Here is a 25,713-nt window from a genome sequence, read left to right as displayed (position 1 = left end):
GGTGAGCCTAGTTGTCACCAGGCGCTGTCCCGGGAGCCGTCCAGCGACCGCAGCGCGAGCACCGTCGCGACGGCCGCCTGCGCCGCCTCCGCACCCTTGTCCTCCTTCGAGCCCGGCAGACCGGCACGGTCCAGCGCCTGCTGCTCGTCGTCGCACGTGAGCACGCCGAACCCGACCGGCACCCCCGTGTCCACGCTGACCTGCGTCAACCCTCCGGTCGCCGCCTGGCAGACGTACTCGAAGTGCGGGGTGCCGCCGCGGATCACCACGCCGAGCGCCACGACGGCGTCGGCACCGGAGAGCGCCGCGGCCCGTGCGGCCACGGGCAGCTCGAACGATCCCGGCACCCGGACCACGTCGACCTGGGCGACGTTCGCCTCGGCCAGCGCGCGGCGCGAGCCGGCGAGCAGGCCGTCCATCACGGTGGTGTGCCAGCTGGCTGCGACCACCACCACCCGCATCCCGCTGCCGTCCACGTGCAGCTGTGGTGCTCCGGCGCCGCTCATCGGGCGTCCTCCTCGACTCGTCCGTGCGTCGCTGCATCGTCGGCGTGCAGCAGGTGTCCCATCGCGGTGGCCTTGGTGTGCAGGTACGCGGCGTTGTGCGGCGTCCGCCCCACCTCGAGGCCCCGCACCTCGGCCACGTCGATGCCGTGGGCGCGCAGACCCGCCACCTTGGCCGGGTTGTTGGTCAGCAGCGTGACCTTCTCGATGCCGAGGTCGGTGAGGATCGCCGCGGCGGCGCCGTACTCCCGGCGGTCGGCGGGCCAGCCCAGGTCGATGTTCGCCTCGACGGTGTCCCGGCCCTCGTCCTGCAGCGCGTAGGCGGCGACCTTGGCCAGCAGGCCGATGCCCCGTCCCTCGTGCCCGCGCAGGTAGACGACGGCGCCACCGGTGGTCGCGGCCAGCTCCATCGCAGTGTGCAGCTGCGGGCCGCAGTCGCACCGCAGCGAGGCGAACGCGTCACCCGTGAGGCACTCGGAGTGCACCCGGACGACGGGCTGGTCCGAGAGGCCGCTGACCGGCACCAGCGCGATGTGCTCGTCGCCGGTCCGCAGGTCGCGGTAGCCGTGGACGCGGAAGTCGCCGAACTCCGTCGGGAGGAACGCGCTCTCGGTGGCCTGGACCCGGGGACGCAGGGGCTCGGGGACGGCCTCGACCCCGTCACCGTGGGCCAGGCGCCACTCGACGATCTCCTCGATGGTGATGATCACCAGGCCGGCCTCCGCGGCCAGCGCCGCAGCCTGCGGCAGCCGGGCCATCGAGCCGTCGTCGTTCACCACCTCGCAGATGCCCGCGACGGGCTCGAGGCCGGCCAGCCGGCACAGGTCGACGGCCGCCTCCGTGTGGCCGCCGCGGTGCAGCACACCGCCCGGGACGGCCCGCAGCGGCAGCACGTGACCAGGGCGGATGAGATCGCCGCGGCCGGATGCCGGGTCGGCGAGCACCCGCAGCGTCCGGGCCCGGTCGGCCGCCGAGATGCCCGTGGTGACGCCGGTCGCCGCGTCGACCGTCACGGTGTAGGCGGTCCGGCGGGCGTCCTGGCTGTGCGGCACCATGACCGGCAGGTCGAGGGCGTCGGCGCGGGCGGCCGGCATGGGCGCGCAGAGGTAGCCGGACGAGTGCCGGATGGTCCAGCCGACCCATTCGGGCGTCGCCGACTGCGCGGCGAGGATGACGTCGGCCTCGTTCTCCCGCTCCGGCGAGTCCACCACCAGGACCGGCTTGCCCGCCCGCAGCTCGGCGAGAGCGTCCTCGACCGTACCGAGCACGACGTCGCTCACCGTGCCACCGCCGCGGTCGACAGCAGCCGTTCCGTGTACTTCGCCAGCACGTCGACCTCCAGGTTCACGTGCGCGCCGGCCTCGAGCCGGCCGAGGGTGGTGGCGCCGAGGGTCGCCGGGATGAGCGAGACGCCGAACTCGTCGTCGCCGACCGTCGTGACGGTCAGCGAGACGCCCGCGACGGCGATCGCGCCCTTCTCGGCGACGAACCGCGCGAGGTCGGGGTCGAGGGCGATCACCACGTCGTCCCACCGCGCGCCGGTGGTGCGGCTACGGACCACGCCGACGCCGTCGACGTGCCCCTGCACGACGTGGCCGCCGTAGCGGCCGCCCACCGGCACCGAGCGCTCGATGTTCACGGTGTCCCCCACGGCCAGCTCCCCCAGCGCCGACCGGCGCAGGGTCTCCGGCAGCAGGTCGGCGGTGAACGTGCCGTCGCCCGGCAGGTCCACGACCGTCAGGCAGACGCCCGAGACCGCGATCGAGTCCCCCAGGTGCGCGTCGGACGTGGCCAGCGGTGCGCGGACCGTCAGCCGAGCGGAGCGCTGGCCGTCCTCGCCGGGCTCAGCGAGGTCGAGCGCCACCACGTCGCCCAGCTCTTCGACGATGCCTGTGAACATCAGTCCTCCCGTCCTTCCCAGGTCGCGTCGGCGACCACCAGCACGTCCGGTCCCAGCGGCCGCACCTTGCGGGGGCGCAGCCGGACGGCCTCGTCGATCGTGGAGACCCCGAGGTCGGCCACGCTCGACCGGCCTGCGCCCAGCAGCACGGGGGCGATGTACGCGTGCACCTCGTCGACCAGCCGGGCGCGCAGGAAGGCTGCCGCCAGGGTCGGGCCGCCCTCGAGCAGCACGTGCCGCACCTCGCGCTCGGCGAGCGCCGCGAGCACCTGAGCAGGGTCGTGGGTCGCGAGGGTCAGCAGCGGGCCGCCGGGGCCGCGCAGCCGCGAGTCGCCCGGGACGGCGCGGTACCCGACGACCACCCGCAGCGGCTGGTGCCCCGTCAGGGTGCCGTCGGCGGTCCGTGCGGTGAGCGACGGGTCGTCCTGCAGGGCGGTGCCCGTGCCGACGACGATCGCGTCGACCTCCTCGCGCAGCTCGTGCGCATGACGGCGAGCGACCGTCCCGGTGATCCAGCGGCTGCTGCCGTCCGCCGCGGCGACGCGGCCGTCGAGGCTGCTGGCCAGCTTGAGCGTGACGAACGGGCGACCCTGCTCGACGGCGGCGAGCCAGGGCCGGAGCAGCTCGCGCGCCGCCCCGGCGAGCACACCGCCGACGACGTCCACGCCGGCGGACCGCAGGCGTGCTGCTCCCCCGGCCGCGTCCGGGTTCGGGTCGTCCACGGCGTACACCACCCGGGCGACGCCCGCCTCGATCAGCGCCCTGCTGCACGGGCCGGTCCGGCCGGTGTGGTCGCACGGCTCGAGCGTCACGACGGCCGTCGCGCCGCGGACGTCCGCACCGCTGCGGGCTGCGGCGGTGAGCGCGGCGACCTCCGCGTGGGGGGTGCCGGCACCGGCGTGCCAGCCCTCGGCCACCACGGCTCCGGACGCGTCGAGCAGAACCGCACCGACCCGTGGGTTCGGCCCGTGCGCCGGGCCTCGCCGCGCGAGGTCGATCGCGCGCTCCATGGCGGCGCGCTCGCGGGCAGACGGCTGCGCGGCGCGCACACCGGCGCTCGTCTCGGCGGTGCCCACCATCCGTGCCTCCCGGTCCCTCTCGGGCTCCGGGGATGACGGCAGGGCTCACCCGACCGCACGACGCGCGGACCGCCGCGCGTCGCCACGTCTCCTCCCATCCGGACTTTCACCGTCGGTCCCGGAGTTCCACCAGGTCAACCGTCCGGTCCTCGAGAGGACCTCGCGGGTCGCGGACTGTCACCGCCGGCTCGGAATTGCACCGACCCCGGAGCACGTGTGTGTACTCGACTTGCTGCCCTCGATCATGCCACAGGCGAGGTCACGCCTGGATCGGTGCCTCTGCGAACTCGCGGAGGGCGGCGATCTCCGCCGCCACGTCGGCGGCACCGTAGACGGCGGAACCGGCGACGAAGGTGTCGGCACCCGCCCGGGCGATCCGGCCGATCGTGTCGCGGGACACCCCGCCGTCCACCTGGATCCACGTGCCCGTCCCCGACTCACGGACGGCCTGCCGCAGCCGCCGCAGCTTGGGCAGCGTCCCCTCGATGAACGACTGACCGCCGAACCCCGGCTCGACGGTCATCACCAGCACCATGTCGAACTCGGCCAGCAGGTCCAGCAGCGGTTCTACAGGGCTGGCCGGCCGCAGCGCGATACCGGCCCGCACGCCGCGCTCACGCAGCTCACGGGCCAGTCGGACCGGGGCCTGGGCGGCCTCGGCGTGGAACGTCACGGAGGCAGCCCCGGCGGCCGCGTACTCCGGGGCCCAGCGGTCGGCGTCCTCGATCATCAGGTGCACGTCCAGGGGCACGGGCGACACCTGCGCCAGCCGGCGGACCACCGGCAGGCCGAGCGTCAGGTTCGGCACGAAGTGCTGGTCCATCACGTCGACGTGGGCGTAGTCGGCCGTCGCGATCGCCCCGAGGTCGCGCTCGAGGTTGGCGAAGTCGGCGGACAGGATGCTGGGATGGATGCGCACGGCCACGCGGCCAGCGTAGGGTCCCGCGCTCGGCGCCTGCTCAGTCCCGTCGCAGCAGCGTCAGGTGCATCGCGTCCGTGCCGTGCACGTGCGGCCACAGCTGGACGTCGGGGCGCTCCGGGAGGTCCGGCGCCGGCTGGCCGTCCGGCACCAGGGCGAGCACCACGGAACGAGCGTCGACCACCTGGGCCGCCGTGCCCGCACGCGCGGCGGCACGCAAGGCGTCGGTGACGACGAGCGTGGTCTCGGCGAGGTGCGGTGAGCAGGTGACGTAGGCCACCACGCCGCCGGGCCGCACAGCGGCCAGTGCCGAGGCGAGCAGCCCTCGCTGCAGCTGACCGAGCGCCGCGAGGTCTGCGGGGGTCCGTCTCCAGCGGGACTCCGGTCGCCGGCGCAGCGCCCCGAGCCCGGTGCAGGGCGCGTCGAGCAGCACGCGGTCGTAGGCGCCGGGCTCCTGCTGACCCACGTCGCGACCGTCGCCCACGCGGATCTCCTCCACGGCCGCCGCCGGCACCGCCCGCAACGACTGGCGGACCAGCTCGGCGCGGTGCGGGTGCACCTCGTTGGCGACCAGGCGGGCCCCGCGCTGGGCGGCCAGCGACCCGAGCAGCGCAGCCTTCCCACCCGGGCCGGCGGCGAGGTCCAGCCACCGCTCGTCACGTCCGTCGAGCGGTGCGGCGGCGAGCGCCAGGGTCACCAGCTGGCTGCCTTCGTCCTGCACGCCGGCGAGCCCGTCGCGCACGGGCGCGAGCTCCCCCGGGTCGCCGGCGCGCAGCACGGCGGCCGTGCCGGCCAGCCGACCGGGTGCCGCGTCGACTCCCCCGGCGACGAGCTCGTCGACCTCCACCAGCCCCGGCCGGGCGACCAGCGTCACCGCGGGCGCGTCGTTGTCGGCCTGCAGCACGGCCTCGAGCTCGTCCGCGGTACTACCGTGGCCGACCAGCGCCTCCCGGAACGCCCGGACCACCCAGGCCGGATGGCTCTCCACGACGGCGAGCCGGGCCGAGGTGTCGGTCCCGGCCGGGTCCGCGGCGTCGGCGATGCGGTGCAGCCAGTCGTCCAGCGGGTGCTCGGACACCCGGCGCAGCACGGCGTTCACCAGCTGCGCCGCGCCGGCACCGGCGTGCTCGCGGGCGAGCGCGACCGTCTCGGAGACGGCGGCGTGCACGGGCACCCGCATGCCGAGCAGCTGGTGCGCGCCGAGCCGCAGCAGGTCGAGCACCACGGGGTCGAGCCGGTCGAGGTCCCGGTCGACCACCTGAGCCAGCACCGCGTCGTAGCGCCCGCGCAGCCGCAGAGTGCCGTACGTCAGCTCGGTGGCGAAGGCCGCATCGCGCCCGTGCAACCGGCGCTGGCGCAGCAGCGGCGGCAGGACCAGGTTGGCGTACGCGTCCGAGCCGGCGACGGCGCGCAGCGTCTCGAGGGCGGCGGTACGCGGCGCGTCGCCTCGCCGGGCGCGCTGCGCCGGGGCAGCCGCGGAACGGGCGGTGCGGCCCTCGGCGCGCGCGGCCCCTCGCTGGCGGCCCTGGGCGTCGCGGTGGTCGCGGGACGGTCGGCGGCGGTCGTCGCCGGGACCCGGCGAACGGGCTGCCCGCGGGGCGTCGCTCATGCCTCGGCCCCGAGGACCGTGCCGTTGGCGAGACGGGCACCGCGCGCCCAGTCGGCGGCGGGCATCGTCCGGCGGCCGGGGGCCGAGACGGTCCCCAGGCGCACGGCCGTGCTGCCCGTGCCGACCAGGACGTCCCGCCGCCCGATCTGCAGCACCCCCGCGGGGAGCGTCTCCCCGACCGGTGTGACGGGGCCCAGTCCCAGCCGGGTGCCGTCGGGAAGCATCGTCCACGCGCCCGGCTCGGGGGTGCAGCCGCGGATGCGGCGGTCCACGGCGTGCGCCGGATGCGTCCAGCGGACGCGCCCGTCCTCCGCGGTCAGCTTGGGCGCGTGGCTGATGCCGTCACCGCCCTGCGCGACGGCGACCAGGGTGCCGTCGGCGATGCCGTCCATCGTCCGCACCAGCAGCCCGGCACCCGCGTGCGCAAGGCGGTCCAGCAGGTCGCCGGCGGTGTCCCGCGGCCGGATGGTCTCGGTCAGCAGGCCGTACACCGGACCGGTGTCCAGGCCCTCCTCGATGCGGAAGGTGGTCGCGCCCGTCACCTCGTCGCCGGCGATCAGGGCGTGCTGCACCGGCGCGGCGCCGCGCCATGCGGGCAGCAGCGAGAAGTGCAGGTTGGTCCACCCCTCCGGCACCGCGGCGAGGAGGTCCGCGGGGATCAGCGCGCCGTACGCGACCACGGCGACGGCGTCGATCGCCAGGGCGGCGAACCGTGCGCGGAAGTCCTCGTCGCGCAGCCGTCGAGGGCTGAGCACCTCGATGCCGTGAGCCTCGGCCACCTGGCGCACGGGGCTGGCCGTCAGGGTCCGGCCGCGCCCGGAGGGTGCGTCGGGGCGTGTCAGAACGGCGACCACGTCGTGGCGGGAGGCGATCAGCCCCTCGAGCGAGGGCACCGCGGGGGCCGGGGTCCCGGCGAAGAGCAGACGCACGGCTGCGATCCTAGGCGGCGGCCACGGGCACACCCCGCGCCCTGAGGTCGGCCCGCAGACGTCCGGCATCGGTGAAGACGACCGCCGGGAGGCCTGCGGCGTGCGCTGCGGCCACGTTGACCGAGGAGTCGTCGACGAACAGCGTCGCGGCGGGCTGCAGCCCGAAGCGGTCGACCACCAGGGCGAAGATGCGCGGGTCCGGCTTGATGACGCCCTCCTGGCCGGACACCACCACTGCCTCGAGCAGGCCGATCGCCGGGGCGGCCGGCACGGCGTGGTGGAAGGTTGCCGCCGACCAGTTGGTCAGCCCGAGCAGCCGAAGGCCCACGTCGTGCAGCTCGCGCACCAGACGCGCCATCCCGGGGACCTCACCGGCGAGCGTGCGAGGGAAGTGGGCGAGGTAGAGGTCGAGCATGTCGACGTACCACGGCCCCATCGCGGACAGCTCGTGCCGTGCGTCGGCCCAGTCCCGGCCCGCGTCCAGCGACCGGTTGAGCTCCGGGAAGTCGACGTCCTCCAGGAACCGCCGTACGTCCTCGTCCGGCACCAGCCCCTCGAACGCCCGCTCGGGGTGCCACGGCACCAGCACGTTCCCCAGATCGAGCACCAGGGTGTCCACGGTGCTCACAGCAGCTCCTGAGGGTCGACCTGCACGCGGAGCGTGCCACCCTCACGGCGCGCGCTCCGGACGGCGACCGAGGCGGCGAGTGCCCTGGTCAGCTCGGCGCCCCGGCTGCGCGGGGCGCGCAGCATCGCGCGGACGTCCGGATCCAGCGGGTCCGGTGAGCCGCCCGGCGCGCTGACGGCGACGGGTCCCCAGACCGTCGTCTCGGGCACCTGCACCCGGCCGACGACGAGACCGACGGCCTCCCGCGGCCCCGTGACGGTGGCGACCCGGATCACCGGTGGCAGTCCCAGCTCGGCCCGCTCGGCCAGCTCCCGTGCGGCAAGACCGGCGGGGTCCCACCGGACCAGGGCCTGCGTGGGGCGTTCCGCACCGTCGCCGACGAGCAGCACCTCCCCGCCGTCGCCGATCGGCCGGACCAGGGCCGCAGCGGCCAGCCAGCGACGCAGGGCGTCCGGTTCCGCAGAGAGTGCGTCCCCCGTGGTCGCCACCGAGGCGTCCAGCAGCACCGCGGCCGCGTAGCCGCCGGCCGCCACCGGCTCGGCACCAGGTGTCGCGACCACGATCGCGGGCCGGTCGGGGACCTGCGCGAGCACGCCGGCCGCGGCTCTCGCCCCGGAGACCCGGACGGTGGTCCCGGGGAACGCCCTGCCGATCTCCTCGGCGGTGCGCTCGGAGCCGACGCGGACCGATCGGAGACCGTCGTTGCCGCACGTCGAGCAGCGCCAGGCGGTGGCGAGCCGGCCGCACCAGCGGCAGGCGGGCACGGCGTCCGGCCCGGTCAGGCCGAGGGGTCCGGTGCAGACGGCGCACCGGGCGGTCGCGCGGCAGCGGGTGCACGCGACAGCCGGCAGGTACCCCGCCCGCGGCACCTGGACCAGCACCGGGCCCCGCTCGAGGGCGGAGCGGATGGCGGCGAAGGCAGGTGCGGGGAGCCGGGCCGCCGCGGCCGCTCCCTCCCGGGCGAGCTCGACGGACGTCAGCGCCCGGACCCGCGGTGTGCGCGCGCGCAGCACGGCGCGGTCGGCCGTCACGGAGGCGGCCCAGCCGCGCTCGACCAGGGCCTGCGCCTCGACGGAGCGGCCGTGCCCGCCGAAGATCGCGGCGGCGCCGGCGGCCTCGGCGCGGAGCGTCAGCACCTCCCGCACGTGGGGGTACGGCGCTCTGGGCTCGGCGTGCAGCGGGTCGCCGTCGTCCCAGCAGACCACCAGGCCGAGATCCTCGACCGGGGCGAACGCGGAGGCCCTGGTGCCGACCACCACCCGAGCGCGCCCGCCGAGCGCGGCGAGGAAGGCGCGGTACCGCGGCGCCGGACCGTCCTCGGCGGTCAGTCGCACGACGCCTCCGTCCGCCGCGGGCGACCAGGCCGGGAGCCCCACCTGCTCCAGCGCGGCGACCACCCGGTCGACGTCCCGACGGTCGGGCGCGACCACCAGCGCCCCGCGCCCGCCGAGCACGCAGGCCGCGACGGCCTGCGCCACCGCGTCGGGCCATCGATCCCCCTGCGGTCCGGGCAGCGCCGTCCAGACCGCCCGCGGCGCACCGCCGGCCAGCAGGTGCTGCAGCAACGCCGGTCCCCCGCGGTACGCCGACCACGCGCCACCGGCTGCGGCCGGCGCTGCCGCCGGTGCCTGCGCCGGTCCGAGCGCGTCCATCTCGGCCTCCACACGTGCGTGCCGGGGCGGTACCGCCAGCCGCAGCACGTCGGCCAGCGTCCCGGCGTAGCGGTCGGCAACCGCCCGGGCGACGCGCGCGAGCTCGGGTGTCAGCACCGGACCGGACGTCACCACCCGCCGGATCGGCACCAGCCGTCCCTCGTGGTCGGCCTCCTCGGTGCGCTCCAGCAGCCAGCCGTCGACGTCCTGACCGCCGAACCGGACCTTCAGCCGGCAACCGGGCACGGCCCGCTCGTCCAGCGTGGCAGGCACCAGGTACTCGAACACGCGGTCGAGGTGCGCCGGCTGCACGTCGACGCACACGCGGGCGACGGGCAGGCGGGCGGCGGTGTCGACCGGCAGCTGGCGACGCGGCGCCCGCACCCGCGGCATGCCGGCCAGGGTCGGCTGCGCCGCGGTCAGGTCCACGTGCCCATCCCACCACCGACGACCCACGGAGCCCGACCGCGGTCGGCGGTGGACCGGCCCGACGGGACCCGGGTCAGCCGACGGCCGACTGGAGGTCCGCGACGCGGTCGGTGCGCTCCCAGGTGAAGTCCGCCAGCTCACGGCCGAAGTGTCCGTAGGCGGCGGTGCGACGGTAGATCGGCCGCAGCAGGTCGAGGTCGCGGACGATCGCCGCCGGTCGCAGGTCGAACACGTCGCGGATGGCCGCCGTCAGGCGATCGATCGGCACCTGGCCGGTGCCGAACGTCTCGACGTACAGGCCGACGGGGTGCGCCGTGCCGATCGCGTAGGCCACCTGCACCTCGCACCGCCGCGCCAGCCCGGCGGCGACCACGTTCTTGGCCACCCAGCGCATCGCGTACGCCGCGGACCGGTCGACCTTCGAGGGGTCCTTCCCGGAGAACGCGCCGCCGCCGTGCCGGGCGAAGCCGCCGTACGTGTCGACGATGATCTTGCGGCCGGTCAGCCCGGCATCGCCCTTGGGGCCGCCGATGACGAACTGGCCGGTGGGGTTGACCAGGAGGCGGTGACCCGTCGTGTCGAGGTCCAGCTCGGCGAGCACCGGCCCGACGACCAGCTCGGCGACCGCCGGCGCGAGGGTCGTCTCGAGGTTGACGTCCGGCTCGTGCTGGGTGGACACGACGACGGTGTCGAGGCTGACGGCACGGTCGCCCTCGTAGCCGATCGTCACCTGTGTCTTGCCGTCCGGCCGCAGACCCTTGACGACACCGGCCTTGCGAACGGCGGCGAGCTGCTCGGCGAGCCGGTGCGCCACCCAGATCGGCAGCGGCATGAGCGAGGGCGTGTCGTCGCAGGCGTACCCGAACATCAGCCCCTGGTCGCCGGCGCCCTGCAGGTCGAGCGGGTCCAGGTCGGAGTCGTCCTGCCGGGCCTCGAGCGCCTTGTCCACGCCCTGCGCGATGTCCGGCGACTGCTGGCCGATCGACACCGAGACGCCGCACGAGTCGCCGTCGAAGCCGATGTCCGACGACGTGTAGCCGATCTCGTTGACGACCTCGCGGATCACCTGCGGGATCTCGACGTACGCGTCGGTGGTCACCTCGCCGGCGACGTGCACCAGGCCGGTGGTCACCATCGTCTCCACCGCGACCCGGGACAGCGGGTCCTGGGCGAGCATCGCGTCGAGGATCGCGTCGGAGATCTGGTCGCAGACCTTGTCCGGGTGCCCCTCGGTGACGGACTCGGACGTGAACAACCGGGCGGCGGACGCACTCACGGCCGACAGCCTACGGGCTCGCCGAACGTCACCCCGTCGCGCGCCCCCGTACCGGACCCGGGCGGCGCGGCGTCACAGCAGCGGCAGGACCGCGTCCCACACCGCGTGCGCGACCTCGAGCTTGGTGCCGGTCGCCCGCGCCACCTCGGCGCCCGCTCGGTCGAGGACCGTCACCTCGTTGTGCTCGACGCCGAAGCCCCGGTCGGCGCCGACGGCGTTCACCACCAGCAGGTCGGCGCCCTTGCGGATCGCCTTCCGCCGACCGTGCTCGAGCACGTCACCGGCCTCGTCCCCTGTCTCGGCGGCGAAGCCGACCACCACCTGCCCCTCGCGAGGCGACTGGCGCACCAGCTCCGCCAGGATGTCGACGGTCTCGACCAGCTCGATCGGGGTGGGGCCCACCCCCGGCTGCTTCTTGATCTTGGCGGCGGCCGTGCGCACGGGCCGGAAGTCGGCCACCGCGGCGGCCATGACCACGACGTCGGCGTGCTTGGCGGCGGACCGCACCGCGTCGCGCAGCTGCTCGCCGGACTCGACGGCGACCACCTGCACGCCCGGCGGGGCCGGCAGCGTCACGTTCGCTGCGACCAGCGTCACCTGGGCGCCGCGCTCGTGGGCCGCGCGAGCCAGCTCGATGCCCTGACGTCCGGAGGAGCGGTTGCCGATGAAGCGCACGGGGTCGATCGGCTCGCGCGTCCCCCCGGCCGATACGACGACCCGTCGTCCCACCAGGTCGGAGGCGCGTCCGTGGACCAGCGCCAGCGCCGCAGCGGCGATGTCCTCGGGCTCCGGCAGCCGACCGGGCCCGGTGTCCGGCCCGGTCAGGCGACCCGACACGGGGTCGAGCACGTGGATCCCGCGCCGACGGAGCGTGTCGACGTTGGCGACCGTGGCCGGGTGCTGCCACATCTCGGTGTGCATCGCCGGTGCCAGCAGCACGGGGCAGCGGGCGACCAGCAGCGTGGCCGTCAGCAGGTCGTCGGCCATCCCGGCCGCGGCCCGCGCGAGGAGGTCGGCCGTCGCCGGTGCGACGACGACCAGGTCGGCCTCCTGGCCTGTGCGGACGTGCGCCACCTCGTCGACGTGGTCGAAGACCTCGGTGCTCACCGGTTCGCCGGACAGCGCCTCCCACGTGGGGCGGCCGACGAACTCGAGCGCGGCGCGGGTGGGGACCACCCGCACCGCGTGACCGTCCTCGCGCAGCAGCCGCAGCAGCAGCACCGCCTTGTACGCGGCGATGCCACCCGCGACGCCGAGGACGATCCGCACGGGCGTGGGGTGCTACTCGGAGGGCGGGGTCGGCTCGGCGGTGAGGAGGCCCTTGTCGATCTCGCGCATGGCGATCGACAGCGGCTTCTCCTGCGGGCGCGTCTCCACCAGCGGGCCGACGTTCTCGAGCAGGCCCTCGTTCAGCTGCCCGTAGTAGGCGTTGATCTGGCGGGCCCGCTTGGCGGCGAAGAGCACCAGCGCGTACTTGGAGTCGGCTCGCTGCAGCAGGTCGTCGATCGGCGGGTCGGTGATGCCCGTGGGGTGGGCGACGGTTCCGGACATGGTGGGCTCCCGACGACGAGTGGGTGGGAAGAAGGGGTTCGGTGCGGGCACGCCCGCACAGCCGCCTGCCATCTTAGCCGGTGACCACACCCATCACGGTGAGCAGCTCGTCGGTCGCCCGGTGCACGTCGTCGTTGACGATCACGTGGTCGAACTCCGGTTCGGCGGCCAGCTCCACCCGTGCGGTGGCGAGCCGGCGTTCCCGCTCGGCCTCGTCCTCGGTGCCGCGGCCCACCAGCCGCCGCACCAGCTCGTCCCACGACGGCGGCGCGAGGAAGACGAACCGCGCGCCCGGCATGCTCTGGCGCACCTGCCGGGCACCCTGCAGGTCGATCTCGAGCAGGACGGGCTCCCCTGCCGCGAGTCGCTGCTCAACGGGCCCGCGAGGCGTGCCGTACCGGTGCCGACCGTGCACCACCGCCCACTCGAGGAGCTCGCCGGCCGCCACCATGCGGTCGAACTCCGCCTCGGACACGAACCGGTAGTGCACCCCGTCGACCTCGCCGGGACGAGGCGACCGCGTCGTCGCGGAGACCGAGAGCCAGACCTGCGGGTACCGCGCACGCACGTCGGCGGACACCGTGCCCTTGCCGACGGCCGTGGGTCCTGCGAGCACCGTCAACCGGGCGGGCGTGGTCGTCATGGGTGGGCGGTGCTCCTTGCGGGTGCGGTGCGGCCCGGCCCGCCGACCGGGCCGCGAGGGATCACCCGAAGCGGTCGACGAGCGCCTTCACCTGGTGCGGACCGAGCCCGCGCACGCGCCGCGTCTCGGAGATGCCGATGTCGGACATGATGGCACGGGCCTTGACCTTGCCCACGCCTGGCAGGGACTCGAGCAGGGAGATCACCTTGAGCTTGCCGATGGTCTCGTCCTGCTGACCCTGCTCGATCACCTCGGACAGGGAGCCCTGGGAGTACTTCAGACGGTTCTTCACCTCGGCGCGGGCCTGCCGGGCGGCGGCGGCCTTCTCGAGTGCTGCTGCACGCTGTTCTGGAGTCAGCGGAGGGAGAGCCACGCGCGTCACCTTCTCGTCAGTGGGCCGGGATCCTCGTGGGCTGCAGGATCGAGATCGAACCTAGCGACCACCTGGGCACTCGGCAAACGTGACGCGGCCTTGTGCACGCTTTCACCTGCATCGATGCCGCGTCCGCACCCTCGTGGGCGGCTCGCGGGCGTTCCTCCGCGACGGGTGCGTGGCGGTCTCAGGCGAGGGCGGCAGCGGCCTCGTCACGGGCGCGTTCCGCGGCGCCGCGGAGCGCGGCGACCGTCGGACCCGCCGACAGCACGCCTCGCGACGACGACGCGAGCACCGCCGACCGCGCGTCGCCGAACACGGCCGCGAGCTCGGCGGGTCCGGCGCCCTGGGCGCCGACGCCGGGTGCGAGCAGCGGACCCTGCACGGCGGCGAGATCGAGCCCGAGGCGCGCGGCCGCGTCCCCGATGGTCGCGCCGACCACGAGGCCGACGGACCCCAGGGAGCCGCCGCCGGCGGCCAGCTCGGCGGCGTTGAGCCGCGCCGCCTCCTGCGCGACCTGGGCCGCGACCGACCGGCCGTCCGCTGCGCGGGCGTGCTGGACCGAGGCCCCCTCAGGGTTCGAGGTGAGGGCCAGCACGAACAGGCCGCGGCCGGTCGCCGCCGCCAGCTCCACGGCTGGGCGCAACGAACCGAAGCCGAGGTACGGCGAGACCGTCAGGGCGTCACCGGCCAGCGGGGCGCCGTCACGCAGGTAGGCGTCCGCATAGGCGCCCATCGTCGAGCCGATGTCCCCCCGCTTCGCGTCCACGACCACCAGCGTCCCGGCCGACCGCCCCGCCGCCACGACCTCCTCGAGCACGGCGACGCCGCGGGAGCCGTGCCGCTCGAAGAAGGCCGACTGCGGCTTGATCGCCGGCACGACGCCGGCCACCGCCTCGACGACGGTCAGGGCGAACCGCCGGAGCCCGTCGACGTCGTCCGCCAGGCCCCACTGCTGGAGCAGCGAGGGGTGCGGGTCGATGCCGACGCAGAGGGGGCCGAGGGCGCCCCGCGCAGCGGCGAGACGGGTGCCGAAGGTCGGTGTCACAGCGCTGCCACCCGCTCGCCGGACGTCTCCTCGGCCGGTGGTGTGGCGGCTGCGGCGCGCGCCGCCCGGCGGGCCCGGGTGCGCGCGTCGTGCTCCTGGAGGCTGGTGACCGCGAAGGGACCCGACCGGACCGCCTCGATCGCCTGGACGGCGGCGCCGAGCTGTTGCACGGTGGTGATGATCGCCTTGTCGGCGGCCGTCGTGGCGGCGCGGATCTCGTAGCCGTCGGCACGGGCGCCCTGGCCCGACGGGGTGTTGATCACCATGTCGACCTGCCCGTCGCTGATCAGGTCGACGATCGTCGGCTCTCCACCGGGTCCGCGGCCGGCGGACTGCTTGCGCACCAGCCGCGAGTCGATCCCGGACCGGTGCAGCACCACGGCGGTGCCTTCGGTGGCGAGGATCTCGAAACCGAGCTGGGACAGCCGCTTGACCGGCAGCACGATCGCCCGCTTGTCGCGGTCGGCGACGGAGATGAACACCGTTCCGGAGGTCGGCAGGCCGCCGAACGACGCCTGCTGCGACTTGGCGAACGCCGTGGGGAAGTCCGCGTCGAAGCCCATCACCTCACCGGTCGAGCGCATCTCCGGCCCCAGCACGGTGTCCACCGCGTGACCGTCGAGCGTGCGGAACCGCTTGAACGGCAGCACCGCCTCCTTGACCGCGATCGGCGCCGCGAGGTCCAGCACGCTCGCGTCCTCGGCAGGCAGGACGCCTGCCTGCCGCAGCTCGGCGATCGACCGGCCCACCATGATCAGCGCGGCGGCCTTGGCGAGCGAGACGCCGGTCGCCTTGGACACGAAGGGCGCCGTGCGCGACGCCCGCGGGTTCGCCTCGAGGACGTAGAGCACGTCCGACACCAGCGCGAACTGGATGTTGAGCAGGCCGCGGACGCCGACCCCGCGGGCGATCGCCTCGGTGGAGGTGCGGATCCGCTCGAGCTCGGTGGCGGACAGTGTCACCGGCGGCAGCGCGCACGCCGAGTCGCCGGAGTGGATGCCGGCCTCCTCGATGTGCTCCATCACGCCGCCGAGGTACAGCTCCTCGCCGTCGTACAGGGCGTCGACGTCGATCTCGATCGCGTCGTCGAGGAACCGGTCGATCAGCAGCGGCGGCAGCACGCCTCGGTTGGACACGGTTGCGTCCGCGAGGGCGCGCTCGACGTACTCCGTCAGCTGGGTCTCGTCGTACACGATCTCCATGCCGCGGCCGCCGAGCACGTAGGACGGGCGCACCAGCACGGGGAAGCCGATGCGCGCGGCGGTCTCCCGCGCCTGCGCCAACGTCGTGGCGGTGCCGAACGCCGGTGCCGGCAGGCCGGCGGCGGCGAGCACCTGGCCGAACTCGCCGCGGTCCTCGGCCGCGTCGATGGCGTCCGGCGGGGTACCCAGGATGGGCAGGCCGGCGTCGAACAGGCGCTGCGCGAGCGACAGCGGGGTCTGGCCGCCCAGCGTGACGATCAGGCCGGCCACCGGGCCGGCGGCCCGCTCGGCCTCGTACACCTCGAGCACGTCCTCGAACGTCAGCGGCTCGAAGTACAGCCGGTTCGAGGTGTCGTAGTCCGTCGACACGGTCTCCGGGTTGCAGTTGATCATCACGGTCTCGAACTCGCCCTTGAGGGCGAGCGCCGCGTGCACGCAGGAGTAGTCGAACTCGATGCCCTGCCCGATCCGGTTGGGTCCCGAACCGAGGATCAGGACGGCGGGCCGCTCGCGCGGCGCCACCTCGGTCTCCTCGTCGTACGCCGAGTAGTGGTACGGCGTGCGGGCCGCGAACTCGGCCGCGCAGGTGTCGACCGTCTTGTAGACCGGTCGCACCCCGAGCGCCCAGCGCGTGTGCCGGACGCTGTCCTCGCTGCTCCCCCGCAGGACCGCCACCTGAGCGTCCGACAGGCCGTGGCGCTTGGCGCGGGCCAGGACCTCGCGGGTGAGGGCCGGCGCGGCAGCGACCTCGGCGGCGACCTCGTTGACCAGCTGCAGCTGGTCGAGGAACCAGGGGTCGATCTTGGTCCGCTCGTACACCGTCTCCAGCGGGACGCCCGCACGTAGCACCTGCTGGACGTCGACGAGGCGGCGCTCGGTCGGCCGGGCGATGGACTCGACGAGGGCGTCCAGCTCCGCGCCGGACGCGGGCTCGCCGTCCCAGTGGAACGTCGCGCCCTTCTTGTCGAGGGAGCGCAGCGCCTTACCGAGGGCCTCGGTGAAGTTCCGGCCGAGCGCCATCGCCTCGCCGACGGACTTCATGGTGGTCGTGAGCGTGGGGTCGGCCGCCGGGAACTTCTCGAAGGCGAAGCGCGGCACCTTGACGACCACGTAGTCGAGGGTCGGCTCGAAGCTGGCCGGCGTCGAGCCGGTGATGTCGTTGGGGATCTCGTCCAGCGTGTAGCCGACGGCCAGCCGGGCGGCGATCTTGGCGATCGGGAAGCCCGTCGCCTTCGAGGCGAGGGCCGACGAGCGCGACACCCGCGGGTTCATCTCGATGACGATGATCCGGCCGGTCTCCGGGTCCACCGCGAACTGGATGTTGCAGCCGCCGGTGTCGACGCCGACCTCGCGGATCACCGCGATGCCGATGTCCCGCATCCGCTGGTACTCGCGGTCGGTCAGGGTCAGCGCGGGGGCCACCGTCACCGAGTCGCCGGTGTGCACGCCGACCGGGTCCACGTTCTCGATCGAGCAGACCACCACGACGTTGTCGTGCTTGTCCCGCATCAGCTCGAGCTCGTACTCCTTCCAGCCGAGGATCGACTCCTCGAGGAGCACCTCGGTGGACGGCGAGTAGTGCAGGCCCTGGCCGACGATGCGGCGCAGGTCGGCCTCGTCGTAGGCGATGCCCGAGCCGAGCCCGCCCATCGTGAACGACGGACGGACCACCATCGGGTAGCCGAGCACGTCCACCGCGGCCAGCGCGTCGTCCAGCGAGTGCGCGATCACCGACCGTGCCGACTCGCCGCCGCACACCTCGACGACCTGCTTGAACTGCTCGCGGTCCTCGCCCTTCTGGATCGCGGCGATGTTGGCGCCGATCAGCTCCACGCCGTACTCGTCGAGCACACCGGCCTCGGAGAGGGCGACGGCCGCGTTGAGGGCCGTCTGACCACCGAGCGTCGGCAGCAGCGCGTCGGGGCGCTCCTTGGCGATGATCGAGGTGAGCACCTCGGTGGTGATCGGCTCGACGTACGTGGCGTCGGCGAACTCCGGGTCGGTCATGATCGTGGCCGGGTTGGAGTTGACCAGGATCACGCGCAGCCCCTCGGCGCGCAGCACGCGGCAGGCCTGCGTCCCGGAGTAGTCGAACTCGGCGGCCTGCCCGATGACGATCGGGCCGGAGCCGATGACCAGGACGCTGTGGATGTCGTCGCGGCGCGGCATCAGGCGGCACCTTCCTCGTCGGTCGCGGTGGTGGGCGGTCCGCCTGCCGGTCGGGCGGCGCCCGCGCCGCCGAGGCCGGGATCGGCCATCAGGGCAGCGAAACGGTCGAACAGGTACGCGGCGTCGTGCGGACCGGCGGCCGCCTCGGGGTGGTACTGCACGCTGAACGCCGGCAGGTCGAGCGCCGCGAGGCCCTCGACCACGTCGTCGTTGAGGTCGACGTGGGACACGACCACCTGGCCGTACCGGCCGTCGTCATAGGGCGCCGCGGTCGGGCCCTCCAGCGGGGCGTCCACCGCGAAGCCGTGGTTGTGAGCGGTGATCTCCACCTTGCCCGTCGCGCGGTCCATCACCGGCTGGTTCACGCCGCGGTGGCCGTAGCCCAGCTTGTAGGTGCCGAACCCGAGGGCCCGGCCCAGGATCTGGTTCCCGTAGCAGATGCCGAAGAAGGGGATCCGGCGGTCGAGCACCTCGCGGAGCAGCTCGACCTCGTGAACGGCGGCACCGGGGTCGCCCGGCCCGTTGGAGAAGAAGACGCCGTCGGGATGCACCGCGAGCACGTCGTCGATGGTCGAGGTGCTCGGCAGCACGTGGACCTCGATCCCCCGCTCGGCCATCCGGTGCGGCGTCATCGCCTTGATGCCGAGGTCGACCGCCGCGACGCGCGCGCGGGGGACGTCCAGCGGCTGGCCGTCGGGCCCGAGGGCCGGGACGACGTACGGCTCGCTGGTGGACACCTCCCCCGCCAGGTCGGCGCCCGCCATGGGGGGTGCGTCCAGCACCTCGTCGAGCAGCTCGTCGTCCGGGCGGCGTTCGCCGGAGGTGAGCAGGGCGTCACCGGAGAAGATGCCGGCGCGCATCACGCCGCGCTCCCGCAGGTGCCGGGTCAGCGCGCGCGTGTCGATGCCGCTGATCCCGACGACACCCTGGGCCTCGAGCTCCTCGTCGAGCGTGCGTCGTGCACGCCAGCTCGACGACCGCCGGGCGGGGTCACGGACGACGTAGCCGGCCACCCAGATGCGGGCCGACTCCGGGTCCTCGTCGTTCACGCCCGTGTTGCCGATGTGCGGTGCCGTCATCACGACGATCTGCCGGTGGTACGACGGGTCGGTCAGCGTCTCCTGGTACCCCGTCATCGCGGTGGCGAAGACGATCTCGCCCAGCGTGCGGCCGGTGGCGCCGTACGCCTGGCCGGTGAAGGTGCGGCCGTCCTCCAGGACGAGCACGGCGGTGGTCATGCGGTACCTCCGGCGGTGGTGGGGACGAGGGTGCGGACGGCGTCCACGAGGCGTGGCCGGTCGGCGCGGTGGCGGACCAGCAGCCCGGTGTCGAGCAGCGGGCCGACCTCCGGCGCGGCGTCGGGTGCCCAGGTGAGCACGACGAGGCCGTCGCGCCCCATGAACTTGCCGGCCATGCCCGACGCGGTGCCGACGCCGCGCACCTGGGCGGCCGGGACGAACACGTCCGCCGCGCCGGTGCGCCGCACCAGCACGCCGGCGTCGAACACCTGCACCTGCGCGGCGCTGCGCACGCCGAGGTCGTGGGCGTTCACGCGGTCGAGCCAGTCGCCCGCAGTGGTCGAGGAGACGTAGACCGCCTCCAGCGGCTCGGTGCGGGCGGTGCCGAGGTCGGCCGGGGCGCCCGGCACGACGGGCACGGTGGCCTCCGATCGGCGTTCACGTCGTCGCCAGCCCTGGCGCATCGCCCAGTAGGCCAGCGCCAGCAGCACCAGCAGGATCGTCACCGACAGCCAGGTGGGCATCAGGCGTGCACCTCCACCGACTGGTCGCAGGGTCGGCCGTCGAGCACGGTCGGCCGACCGCGCAGGAACGTGGCGACCACGCGACCGGGCAGCTCCCGGCCCCGGAACGGGCTGTTGGTCGCCTGCGTCGCCTGTGCTGCGGGATCGACCAGCGTTCGCGCCGTCGGGTCGACGAGCACGAGGTTCGCCGGTTCGCCGACGGCGACCGGGCGCCCCTGGTCGGCCACCCGGCCGATCAGCGCCGGGGTCGACGACAGCACCCGTGCGACGTCGGACCAGCCGAGGCGCCCGGTGTCGACCATCGTCGCCTGCACCACCGACAGCGCCGTCTCGAGGCCCGTCATGCCGAACGCGGCGGCGGCCCACTCGCAGTCCTTGTCCTCGCGGGTGTGCGGCGCGTGGTCCGTGGCGACGATGTCGATCGTGCCGTCCGCCAGCGCGGCTCGGACCGCCTCGAGGTCCTCGGCAGTCCGCAGCGGCGGGTTCACCTTGAACACGGGGTCGTAGCCGCGGGCCAGCTCGTCGGACAGGGCGAGGTGGTGCGGCGTGACCTCGGCCGTCACGGCGATCCCCCGCGCCTTGGCCCAGCGGATGATCTCCACCGACCCGGCCGTCGAGACGTGGCACACGTGCAGCCGCGAGCCGACGTGCTCGGCCAGCAGTACGTCGCGCGCGATGATCGCCTCCTCGGCCACGGCGGGCCAGCCGGCCAGGCCGAGCTCGGCGGAGACGACGCCCTCGTGCATCTGGGCGTTCTCGGTCAGCCGCGGCTCCTGGGCGTGCTGGGCGATGACACCGTCGAACGCCTTGACGTACTCCAGCGCCCGGCGCATCAGCACCGGGTCGTGGACGCACTTCCCGTCGTCGGAGAACACCCGCACGCGGGCGGCGGAGGACGCCATCGCCCCGAGCTCGGCCAGCCGCTCGCCACCGAGGCCGACGGTGACCGCGCCGACGGGGTGCACGTCCACCCAGCCGGCGTCGCGGCCGAGCCGCCACACCTGCTCGACGACGCCGGCCGTGTCCGCGACCGGTGAGGTGTTCGCCATCGCGTGCACCGCGGTGAACCCGCCGAGTGCCGCAGCCCGCGTCCCGGAGGCGACCGTCTCGGCGTCCTCTCGGCCGGGCTCGCGCAGGTGCGTGTGCAGGTCGACCAGCCCGGGCAGCAGCACCAGGCCGTCCGCGTCGACCACCTCGGCGCGCGCGTCCCGGGCATCCGTCCCGAGAGCGACGATCCGGCCCTCGTCGACGAGCACGTCGGTGGCCCCGCCGCCGAGCAGCGACGCTCCCCGCAGCAGCCGGCTCATGCGCCCGTCCCCACCTTCTCCGGCGTACCGGACTCGTCCACGACCTCGTCGCCTGTGCTGGCCGCGGGGCCTGTGCCCGACAGCAGCAGGTACAGCACCGCCATGCGCACCGCGACGCCGTTGGCCACCTGCTCGACGACCACGGACCGCGGGCTGTCCGCCGCGTCGGCCGAGATCTCGAGCCCGCGGTTCATCGGTCCGGGGTGCATGACGATCGCGTGGTCGGGAAGTCCGGCGAGGCGCCGCGCGTCCAGACCGTACCCGCGGGTGTACTCGAGCGCGCTCGGGAAGAACCCGCCGCCGGCGCTCGACATCCGCTCCCGCTGCACGCGCAGCATCATCACCGCGTCGGGACCCTGCGCCAGCACCTCGTCCAGGTGGTACGAGACGGCGCACGGCCACGTCTGCACGCCGACCGGCACGAGCGTCGGCGGCGCGACCAGCGTCACGCGGGCCCCGAGCGTGTTCAGCAGCTGCACGTTCGACCTGGCCACCCGGCTGTGCAGCACGTCGCCGACGATCGCGACGTGCAGGCCCGCGAGGTCCCGGCCGGTGACGTCCTGGGTCCCGCCCGCACCGATCAGGTGCCGCCGCACGGTGTACGCGTCAAGCAGCGCCTGCGTCGGGTGCTGGTGCGTGCCGTCGCCTGCGTTCACCACCGCGCAGTCCGTCCAGCCGGCGGTCGCCAGCGTGTGCGGCGCCCCGGAGGCCTGGTGCCGGATCACGACGGCGTCGGCACCCATGGCCTGCAAGGTGAGGGCGGTGTCCTTCAGGGACTCGCCCTTGGACACGCTCGACCCCTTGGCCGAGAAGTTGATCACGTCCGCCGAGAGCCGCTTCGCGGCGGTCTCGAACGAGATGCGGGTGCGGGTGCTGTCCTCGAAGAACAGGTTGATCACCGTGCGACCGCGCAGGGTCGGCAGCTTCTTGATCTGCCGGGACTGGGTCGCGGCCATCTGCGCCGCGGTGTCGAGGATCAGCACCGCCTCGTCCCGGGACAGGTCGGCGGCCGAGAGCAGGTGCCTCATCGGGTCACCTCCTTCGTGTCGTCGCGCACGACGCCCGCCGGGCCTCCGCCGCCCGGCGGCGCCTCGATCAGCACGGCGTCGCGGCCGTCGGTCTCGGCGAGCATGACCCGCACACGCTCCCCCGCCGCCGTCGGCAGGTTCTTGCCGACGTAGTCGGCCCGGATCGGCAGCTCCCGGTGCCCGCGGTCGACCAGCACCGCCAGCTGGACCGCGCGGGGCCGGCCGAGGTCGCTGATGGCGTCGAGCGCTGCCCGGATGGTGCGGCCGGAGTACAGCACGTCGTCCACCAGCACCACGACCTTGCCGTCGATGCCGCCCGCCGGCAGGTGCGTCGCGCCGATGGTGCGCGTGGGCTGGTGCGAGAGGTCGTCGCGGTACATCGTCACGTCCAGGCTGCCGCCGATGGCGTCGGCGTCCACGCCGGGCTCGACCTGGGCGAGACGGTCCACGAGCCGCTGCGCGAGCGGGAGCCCGCGGGTGGGGATGCCCAGGACGACCAGGTCGTCGGCTCCTCGGTTGCGCTCGAGGATCTCGTGCGCGATGCGGGTCAGCGCCCGCGTTATCTCCGCCGCGCCGAGCACTTCGGCACCGCCGGTCTGCGCCCCTGGTGCACGCATGCCAGAACTCATCTGGCGACCCCCTTCCCCGCCTCTCTGGACGGGCCTTAAAGGATGTCTGTCAGGTGCGGATCCTAACCTCTCCTCGTCGGTGCGCCCGTCGGCGCGCTGAGGCGCGAGACGCCGGGCTCCCGGCGCCTCAGGCGAGGAGCGTCGGCTTGAGGTCGACGATGCGGCCGAGCAGGCCGTTCACGAAGGCGGGCGACTCGTCCGTCGAGAGGTCGGACGCGAGGCTGACCGCCTCGTCCACCGCGACGGCGTCGGGGACGTCGTCGTTGTAGAGCACCTCCCAGGTGCCGATCCGCAGCAGCTGGCGGTCCACGGCCGGCATCCGGTCGACGGTCCAGCCGTGGGAGTGCGTCGCCAGCACCTCGTCGATCCGCTCCAGGTGCGCCGCGACACCCTCGACGATCTCGACGGCGTACTCCGGGACCGCCGATTGCACGCCGGGGTGCTCCAGGCGCTCGGCGAGCAGGGTCAGCGGCGGGATGCCGCGCTGCTCGGCCTCGAAGAGGACGTCGAGCGCGCGCTTGCGGGCCTTGGTGCGGGCTGCCACCTCAGTCGTTCACGCGGCCGAGGTAGCTCCCGTCACGGGTGTCCACCTTCACCTTGGTGTTGGTCTCGAGGAACAGCGGCACCTGGATCTCGTAACCGGTCTCGAGGGTGGCGGGCTTGGTGCCGGCCGACGAGCGGTCGCCCTGCAGGCCCGGCTCGGTGTAGGTGATCTCGAGGACCACCGACGGGGGCAGCTCGACGTAGAGCGGGATGCCTTCGTTGGTCGCGACCAGCGCGTTCTGGTTCTCGAGCAGGAAGTGCGCCGCGTCACCGACGGTCTCCTCGGGGACGTGCAGCTGGTCGTACGTGGAGGCGTCCATGAACACGTAGTCCGAGCCGTCCTTGTACAGGTACTGCATGTCGCGCTTGTCGACGTTGGCCGTCTCCACCTTCAGGCCCGCGTTGAACGTGCGGTCGACCACCTTGCCGGACAGCACGTTCTTCAGCTTGGTGCGCACGAAGGCGCCGCCCTTGCCGGGCTTGACGTGCTGGAACTCCACCACGGTCCACAGCTGGCCGTCGATGCGGAGCACGAGGCCGTTCTTCAGGTCGTTGGTGGTCGCCACGGTGTCGCTTCCTGTCGAGAGAGGGTGCTGAGGGCGGCTGGTGCAGGCACGCCGCGCCCGTCACCGCGTCGGGAGGGCCCGTGGGGGGACGTGGGGTGTGCCGCGGTCCGGGCCGCAGGCCGCCGACCATCGTACCGTGCGGCGTTCACCGCGCGAGCAGCCGCCGAGCGAGCAGCCCGATCGACGCGGCCCACAGCAGCGACGCGAACGAACCGATGACGAACCGCTCCGACGCGCCAGGGTTCTCCCGCAGCTCCGGGTAGCGCCCGAGGCCCTTGACCGCGACGACCACGGCGACCGCGGTCGGCTCCCCGACGATCAGTGCCCCCGTGGTGGCGAGCCGCTCGAGCAGTCCCACCCACGTGCCGCCGCGCAGCACGGCCTGCGCTCGGGCACCGTCCGGACCGTCGCTCTCGACGAGCTTGCCGCGCAGCAGGACGGCGCCGTCGGGTCCGCTGAGCGGCTCCCCCGCGTCGGACGAGCGGCTGGCCAGGTGCAGCACCAGACGGGTGACGGCCCAGCCACCGGCGGTCGACACGGCGAGCGCGAGGACGACGACGAGCGCGACGAGCGCGGGATGCATGCGACCTCCTGGCTGTGGCCGTCCGTCGGCTGTGGCGAGCTGTGCCCGACCCTGGCGGGCTGCGCGGACGCGGTCAACCGTCCGCGCCGACGTCCCCCTCTGCCGGTTCGGGCAGACCGGCCGCGGCGAGCAGCCGGGCCAGCACCGGCCGGACGGCCTGCTCCTCCGCCCAGTGGGCGGCACGCAGCCGCTGGCTGACCGCCTGCTGGCTGATGCCGAGGCGCTCCGCGGCGAGCTGCTGGACCGGGCCGTCCGCGCCGGTGCGTCCGAGCGCGTCGCGCGCCGCGTCCACGGCGGCCCAGCCGGCGGGTGACCGGCGGACGAGCACGGTGCCGAGCAGCGTCAGAACGGCCTCGGCGTCCCGCGCGGCCGCCGGCGCGGCGCCGCGCACCGCCACCGGGACGGGGCGGCCCCGGTTCTTCGCGGCCTCCACCGCCTCACGCGCGGCGATGAAGGCGGGTCCCGACGCCTCCCGCGTGCTCGCCGGCAGCGGCTCCAGCACCGGACCCGCTCCGATGCCGACGCTCCAGCCGCCGAGGCGCAGCAGGTGGAGGGTGACCTCGACCACGGACACCGGGTCGTCCAGGACCGCCTGAACCTCGTCGCCGACCGTGCGCTCGAAGGGCAGGAGCATCCCGCTCAGGTCCGGCAGGCCCGCGAGGAGGGCGGGGACCTGGTCGGTCGACCGACGGCTCCCCTGCTGGTCGGCTGTCACCACGAACACGGGACAAGGTTCTCACCTTGTTGGCGATACAACAAGCCTGAGCTCTTGTGGATTGCTACAGGCGAGCAGCGATCGCGGCGAGGGCAAGGCGGTACGAGTCGAAACCGAAGCCCGCGACCGTCCCGGTGGCGATCGGGCCGATCACGGACACGTGCCGGAACGTCTCGCGGGCGAGCGGGTTCGACAGGTGCACCTCGACCAGCAGGAGGCCTGCCTCGGTCACCTGGGCCGCCGCGTCGCGCAGGGCGTACGAGTAGTGGGTGAACGCGGCCGGGTTCAGCACGACGTGCGCGCGTGTGTCGACGGCGGCGTGCAGCCATCCGACGAGCTCCGCCTCGTCGTCGGTCTGACGCACCTCGACGTCGAGCCCGAGCTCCGCGGCCCAGCCGCCTGCCGCGGCGACGAGGTCGGCGAGCGTCGCCGAGCCGTAGACCTCCGGCTCGCGGACGCCGAGCCGTCCGAGGTTGGGGCCGTTCAGCACGAGGACGGTGGTCACGTCGGTCAGGGTAGCGGCGGGAGCCCGCCAGCCCTCGAGGTGACCGGCGCCGGCATCCGTCTCCCACATGGAAGCGGCCCGCGGGGATCGGCCGGGAAAGCCCGACGCACAGTTTGCTCAATCGTGCCTTTCAGCGATCCCCCAGGTGTTAAGGAAGCGTCAAAG

Annotated in this window: 26 protein-coding genes and 1 riboswitch; all 26 genes read right to left on the bottom strand. The window is 74.3% G+C overall.

Going from position 1 to position 25,713, the window contains the following annotated elements:
• Positions 1 to 14: 14 nt before the first annotated feature.
• The gene (gene ribH / locus QMF98_RS09315) at positions 15 to 506 is read right to left on the bottom strand and encodes a 6,7-dimethyl-8-ribityllumazine synthase (protein WP_337972815.1); all 492 of its coding nucleotides are present in this window, start codon (positions 504 to 506) and stop codon (positions 15 to 17) included.
• Entirely contained in the window at positions 503 to 1,783 is a 1,281-nt protein-coding gene (gene ribB, locus QMF98_RS09310) for a 3,4-dihydroxy-2-butanone-4-phosphate synthase (RefSeq protein ID WP_337972814.1), read from the bottom strand. Before ribB ends, ribH begins: the two co-directional genes overlap by 4 nt.
• Entirely contained in the window at positions 1,780 to 2,403 is a 624-nt protein-coding gene (locus QMF98_RS09305; RefSeq protein WP_337972813.1) for a riboflavin synthase, read from the bottom strand. Before QMF98_RS09305 ends, ribB begins: the two co-directional genes overlap by 4 nt.
• Positions 2,403 to 3,482: a bifunctional diaminohydroxyphosphoribosylaminopyrimidine deaminase/5-amino-6-(5-phosphoribosylamino)uracil reductase RibD gene (ribD, locus tag QMF98_RS09300; RefSeq protein ID WP_337972812.1), complete on the bottom strand. Its 1,080-nt coding sequence runs from the start codon at positions 3,480 to 3,482 to the stop codon at positions 2,403 to 2,405. Before ribD ends, QMF98_RS09305 begins: the two co-directional genes overlap by 1 nt.
• Before the next feature lie 82 nt (positions 3,483 to 3,564).
• A riboswitch (FMN riboswitch) is annotated at positions 3,565 to 3,700 on the bottom strand.
• A gap of 41 nt (positions 3,701 to 3,741) precedes the next feature.
• Positions 3,742 to 4,407 carry a ribulose-phosphate 3-epimerase gene (gene rpe, locus QMF98_RS09295; protein ID WP_337972811.1) on the bottom strand — a complete coding sequence of 222 codons (666 nt, stop codon included), beginning with the start codon at positions 4,405 to 4,407 and terminating at the stop codon, positions 3,742 to 3,744.
• A gap of 34 nt (positions 4,408 to 4,441) precedes the next feature.
• Positions 4,442 to 6,010 (bottom strand): RsmB/NOP family class I SAM-dependent RNA methyltransferase, encoded by a 1,569-nt coding sequence (locus QMF98_RS09290; protein WP_337972810.1) that lies wholly within the window; start codon positions 6,008 to 6,010, stop codon positions 4,442 to 4,444.
• Positions 6,007 to 6,939 carry a methionyl-tRNA formyltransferase gene (locus tag QMF98_RS09285; protein WP_337972809.1) on the bottom strand — a complete coding sequence of 311 codons (933 nt, stop codon included), beginning with the start codon at positions 6,937 to 6,939 and terminating at the stop codon, positions 6,007 to 6,009. The genes QMF98_RS09290 and QMF98_RS09285 overlap by 4 nt, the downstream gene beginning before the upstream one ends.
• A gap of 10 nt (positions 6,940 to 6,949) precedes the next feature.
• Positions 6,950 to 7,567, bottom strand: a complete 618-nt coding sequence (locus QMF98_RS09280) for an HAD-IA family hydrolase (protein ID WP_337972808.1) — start codon at positions 7,565 to 7,567, stop codon at positions 6,950 to 6,952.
• A complete protein-coding gene (locus QMF98_RS09275; protein ID WP_337975590.1) occupies positions 7,564 to 9,612 on the bottom strand; it encodes a primosomal protein N' family DNA-binding protein in 2,049 nt (682 codons plus the stop codon). The genes QMF98_RS09280 and QMF98_RS09275 overlap by 4 nt, the downstream gene beginning before the upstream one ends.
• A 109-nt stretch (positions 9,613 to 9,721) precedes the next feature.
• On the bottom strand, positions 9,722 to 10,924 hold the full coding sequence (metK, locus tag QMF98_RS09270; protein WP_337972807.1) for a methionine adenosyltransferase: 1,203 nt from the start codon (positions 10,922 to 10,924) through the stop codon (positions 9,722 to 9,724).
• A gap of 72 nt (positions 10,925 to 10,996) precedes the next feature.
• The gene (gene coaBC / locus QMF98_RS09265) at positions 10,997 to 12,193 is read right to left on the bottom strand and encodes a bifunctional phosphopantothenoylcysteine decarboxylase/phosphopantothenate--cysteine ligase CoaBC (protein ID WP_337972806.1); all 1,197 of its coding nucleotides are present in this window, start codon (positions 12,191 to 12,193) and stop codon (positions 10,997 to 10,999) included.
• A gap of 12 nt (positions 12,194 to 12,205) precedes the next feature.
• The gene (gene rpoZ, locus QMF98_RS09260) at positions 12,206 to 12,475 is read right to left on the bottom strand and encodes a DNA-directed RNA polymerase subunit omega (protein WP_263730814.1); all 270 of its coding nucleotides are present in this window, start codon (positions 12,473 to 12,475) and stop codon (positions 12,206 to 12,208) included.
• Positions 12,476 to 12,548: 73 nt separating this feature from the next.
• Positions 12,549 to 13,118, bottom strand: coding sequence for a guanylate kinase (gene gmk, locus QMF98_RS09255; RefSeq protein ID WP_337972805.1), 570 nt, complete (start codon positions 13,116 to 13,118; stop codon positions 12,549 to 12,551).
• 61 nt (positions 13,119 to 13,179) lie between these two features.
• The gene (gene mihF, locus QMF98_RS09250; RefSeq protein WP_263730812.1) at positions 13,180 to 13,491 is read right to left on the bottom strand and encodes an integration host factor, actinobacterial type; all 312 of its coding nucleotides are present in this window, start codon (positions 13,489 to 13,491) and stop codon (positions 13,180 to 13,182) included.
• 187 nt (positions 13,492 to 13,678) lie between these two features.
• Positions 13,679 to 14,539, bottom strand: coding sequence for an orotidine-5'-phosphate decarboxylase (pyrF, locus tag QMF98_RS09245; protein WP_337972804.1), 861 nt, complete (start codon positions 14,537 to 14,539; stop codon positions 13,679 to 13,681).
• Positions 14,536 to 17,910 (bottom strand): carbamoyl-phosphate synthase large subunit, encoded by a 3,375-nt coding sequence (gene carB, locus QMF98_RS09240; protein WP_337972803.1) that lies wholly within the window; start codon positions 17,908 to 17,910, stop codon positions 14,536 to 14,538. Before carB ends, pyrF begins: the two co-directional genes overlap by 4 nt.
• Positions 17,910 to 19,148 (bottom strand): glutamine-hydrolyzing carbamoyl-phosphate synthase small subunit, encoded by a 1,239-nt coding sequence (gene carA, locus QMF98_RS09235; RefSeq protein ID WP_337972802.1) that lies wholly within the window; start codon positions 19,146 to 19,148, stop codon positions 17,910 to 17,912. Before carA ends, carB begins: the two co-directional genes overlap by 1 nt.
• A complete protein-coding gene (locus QMF98_RS09230; protein ID WP_337972801.1) occupies positions 19,145 to 19,672 on the bottom strand; it encodes a PH-like domain-containing protein in 528 nt (175 codons plus the stop codon). Before QMF98_RS09230 ends, carA begins: the two co-directional genes overlap by 4 nt.
• Positions 19,672 to 20,979, bottom strand: a complete 1,308-nt coding sequence (locus QMF98_RS09225; protein ID WP_337972800.1) for a dihydroorotase — start codon at positions 20,977 to 20,979, stop codon at positions 19,672 to 19,674. Before QMF98_RS09225 ends, QMF98_RS09230 begins: the two co-directional genes overlap by 1 nt.
• Positions 20,976 to 22,007: an aspartate carbamoyltransferase catalytic subunit gene (locus QMF98_RS09220; protein WP_337972799.1), complete on the bottom strand. Its 1,032-nt coding sequence runs from the start codon at positions 22,005 to 22,007 to the stop codon at positions 20,976 to 20,978. Before QMF98_RS09220 ends, QMF98_RS09225 begins: the two co-directional genes overlap by 4 nt.
• On the bottom strand, positions 22,004 to 22,636 hold the full coding sequence (gene pyrR / locus QMF98_RS09215) for a bifunctional pyr operon transcriptional regulator/uracil phosphoribosyltransferase PyrR (RefSeq protein ID WP_490715601.1): 633 nt from the start codon (positions 22,634 to 22,636) through the stop codon (positions 22,004 to 22,006). The genes QMF98_RS09220 and pyrR overlap by 4 nt, the downstream gene beginning before the upstream one ends.
• A gap of 127 nt (positions 22,637 to 22,763) precedes the next feature.
• On the bottom strand, positions 22,764 to 23,180 hold the full coding sequence (gene nusB, locus QMF98_RS09210; protein WP_337972797.1) for a transcription antitermination factor NusB: 417 nt from the start codon (positions 23,178 to 23,180) through the stop codon (positions 22,764 to 22,766).
• 1 nt (position 23,181) lies between these two features.
• Positions 23,182 to 23,745 (bottom strand): elongation factor P, encoded by a 564-nt coding sequence (gene efp / locus QMF98_RS09205; RefSeq protein ID WP_263730803.1) that lies wholly within the window; start codon positions 23,743 to 23,745, stop codon positions 23,182 to 23,184.
• A gap of 145 nt (positions 23,746 to 23,890) precedes the next feature.
• Positions 23,891 to 24,328, bottom strand: a complete 438-nt coding sequence (locus tag QMF98_RS09200; RefSeq protein ID WP_337972796.1) for a hypothetical protein — start codon at positions 24,326 to 24,328, stop codon at positions 23,891 to 23,893.
• A 73-nt stretch (positions 24,329 to 24,401) separates the two neighbouring features.
• On the bottom strand, positions 24,402 to 25,052 hold the full coding sequence (locus QMF98_RS09195) for a hypothetical protein (RefSeq protein ID WP_337972795.1): 651 nt from the start codon (positions 25,050 to 25,052) through the stop codon (positions 24,402 to 24,404).
• A 55-nt stretch (positions 25,053 to 25,107) separates the two neighbouring features.
• Positions 25,108 to 25,548 carry a type II 3-dehydroquinate dehydratase gene (locus QMF98_RS09190; RefSeq protein ID WP_337972794.1) on the bottom strand — a complete coding sequence of 147 codons (441 nt, stop codon included), beginning with the start codon at positions 25,546 to 25,548 and terminating at the stop codon, positions 25,108 to 25,110.
• Between the last annotated feature and the right edge of the window lie 165 nt (positions 25,549 to 25,713).

The organism is Cellulomonas sp. NTE-D12 (genome assembly GCF_027923705.1).
Lineage (GTDB): Bacteria > Actinomycetota > Actinomycetes > Actinomycetales > Cellulomonadaceae > Cellulomonas.
The sequence above is the reverse complement of the archived record's forward strand: the minus strand, read 5'-3'. Positions and strand labels throughout refer to the sequence as shown.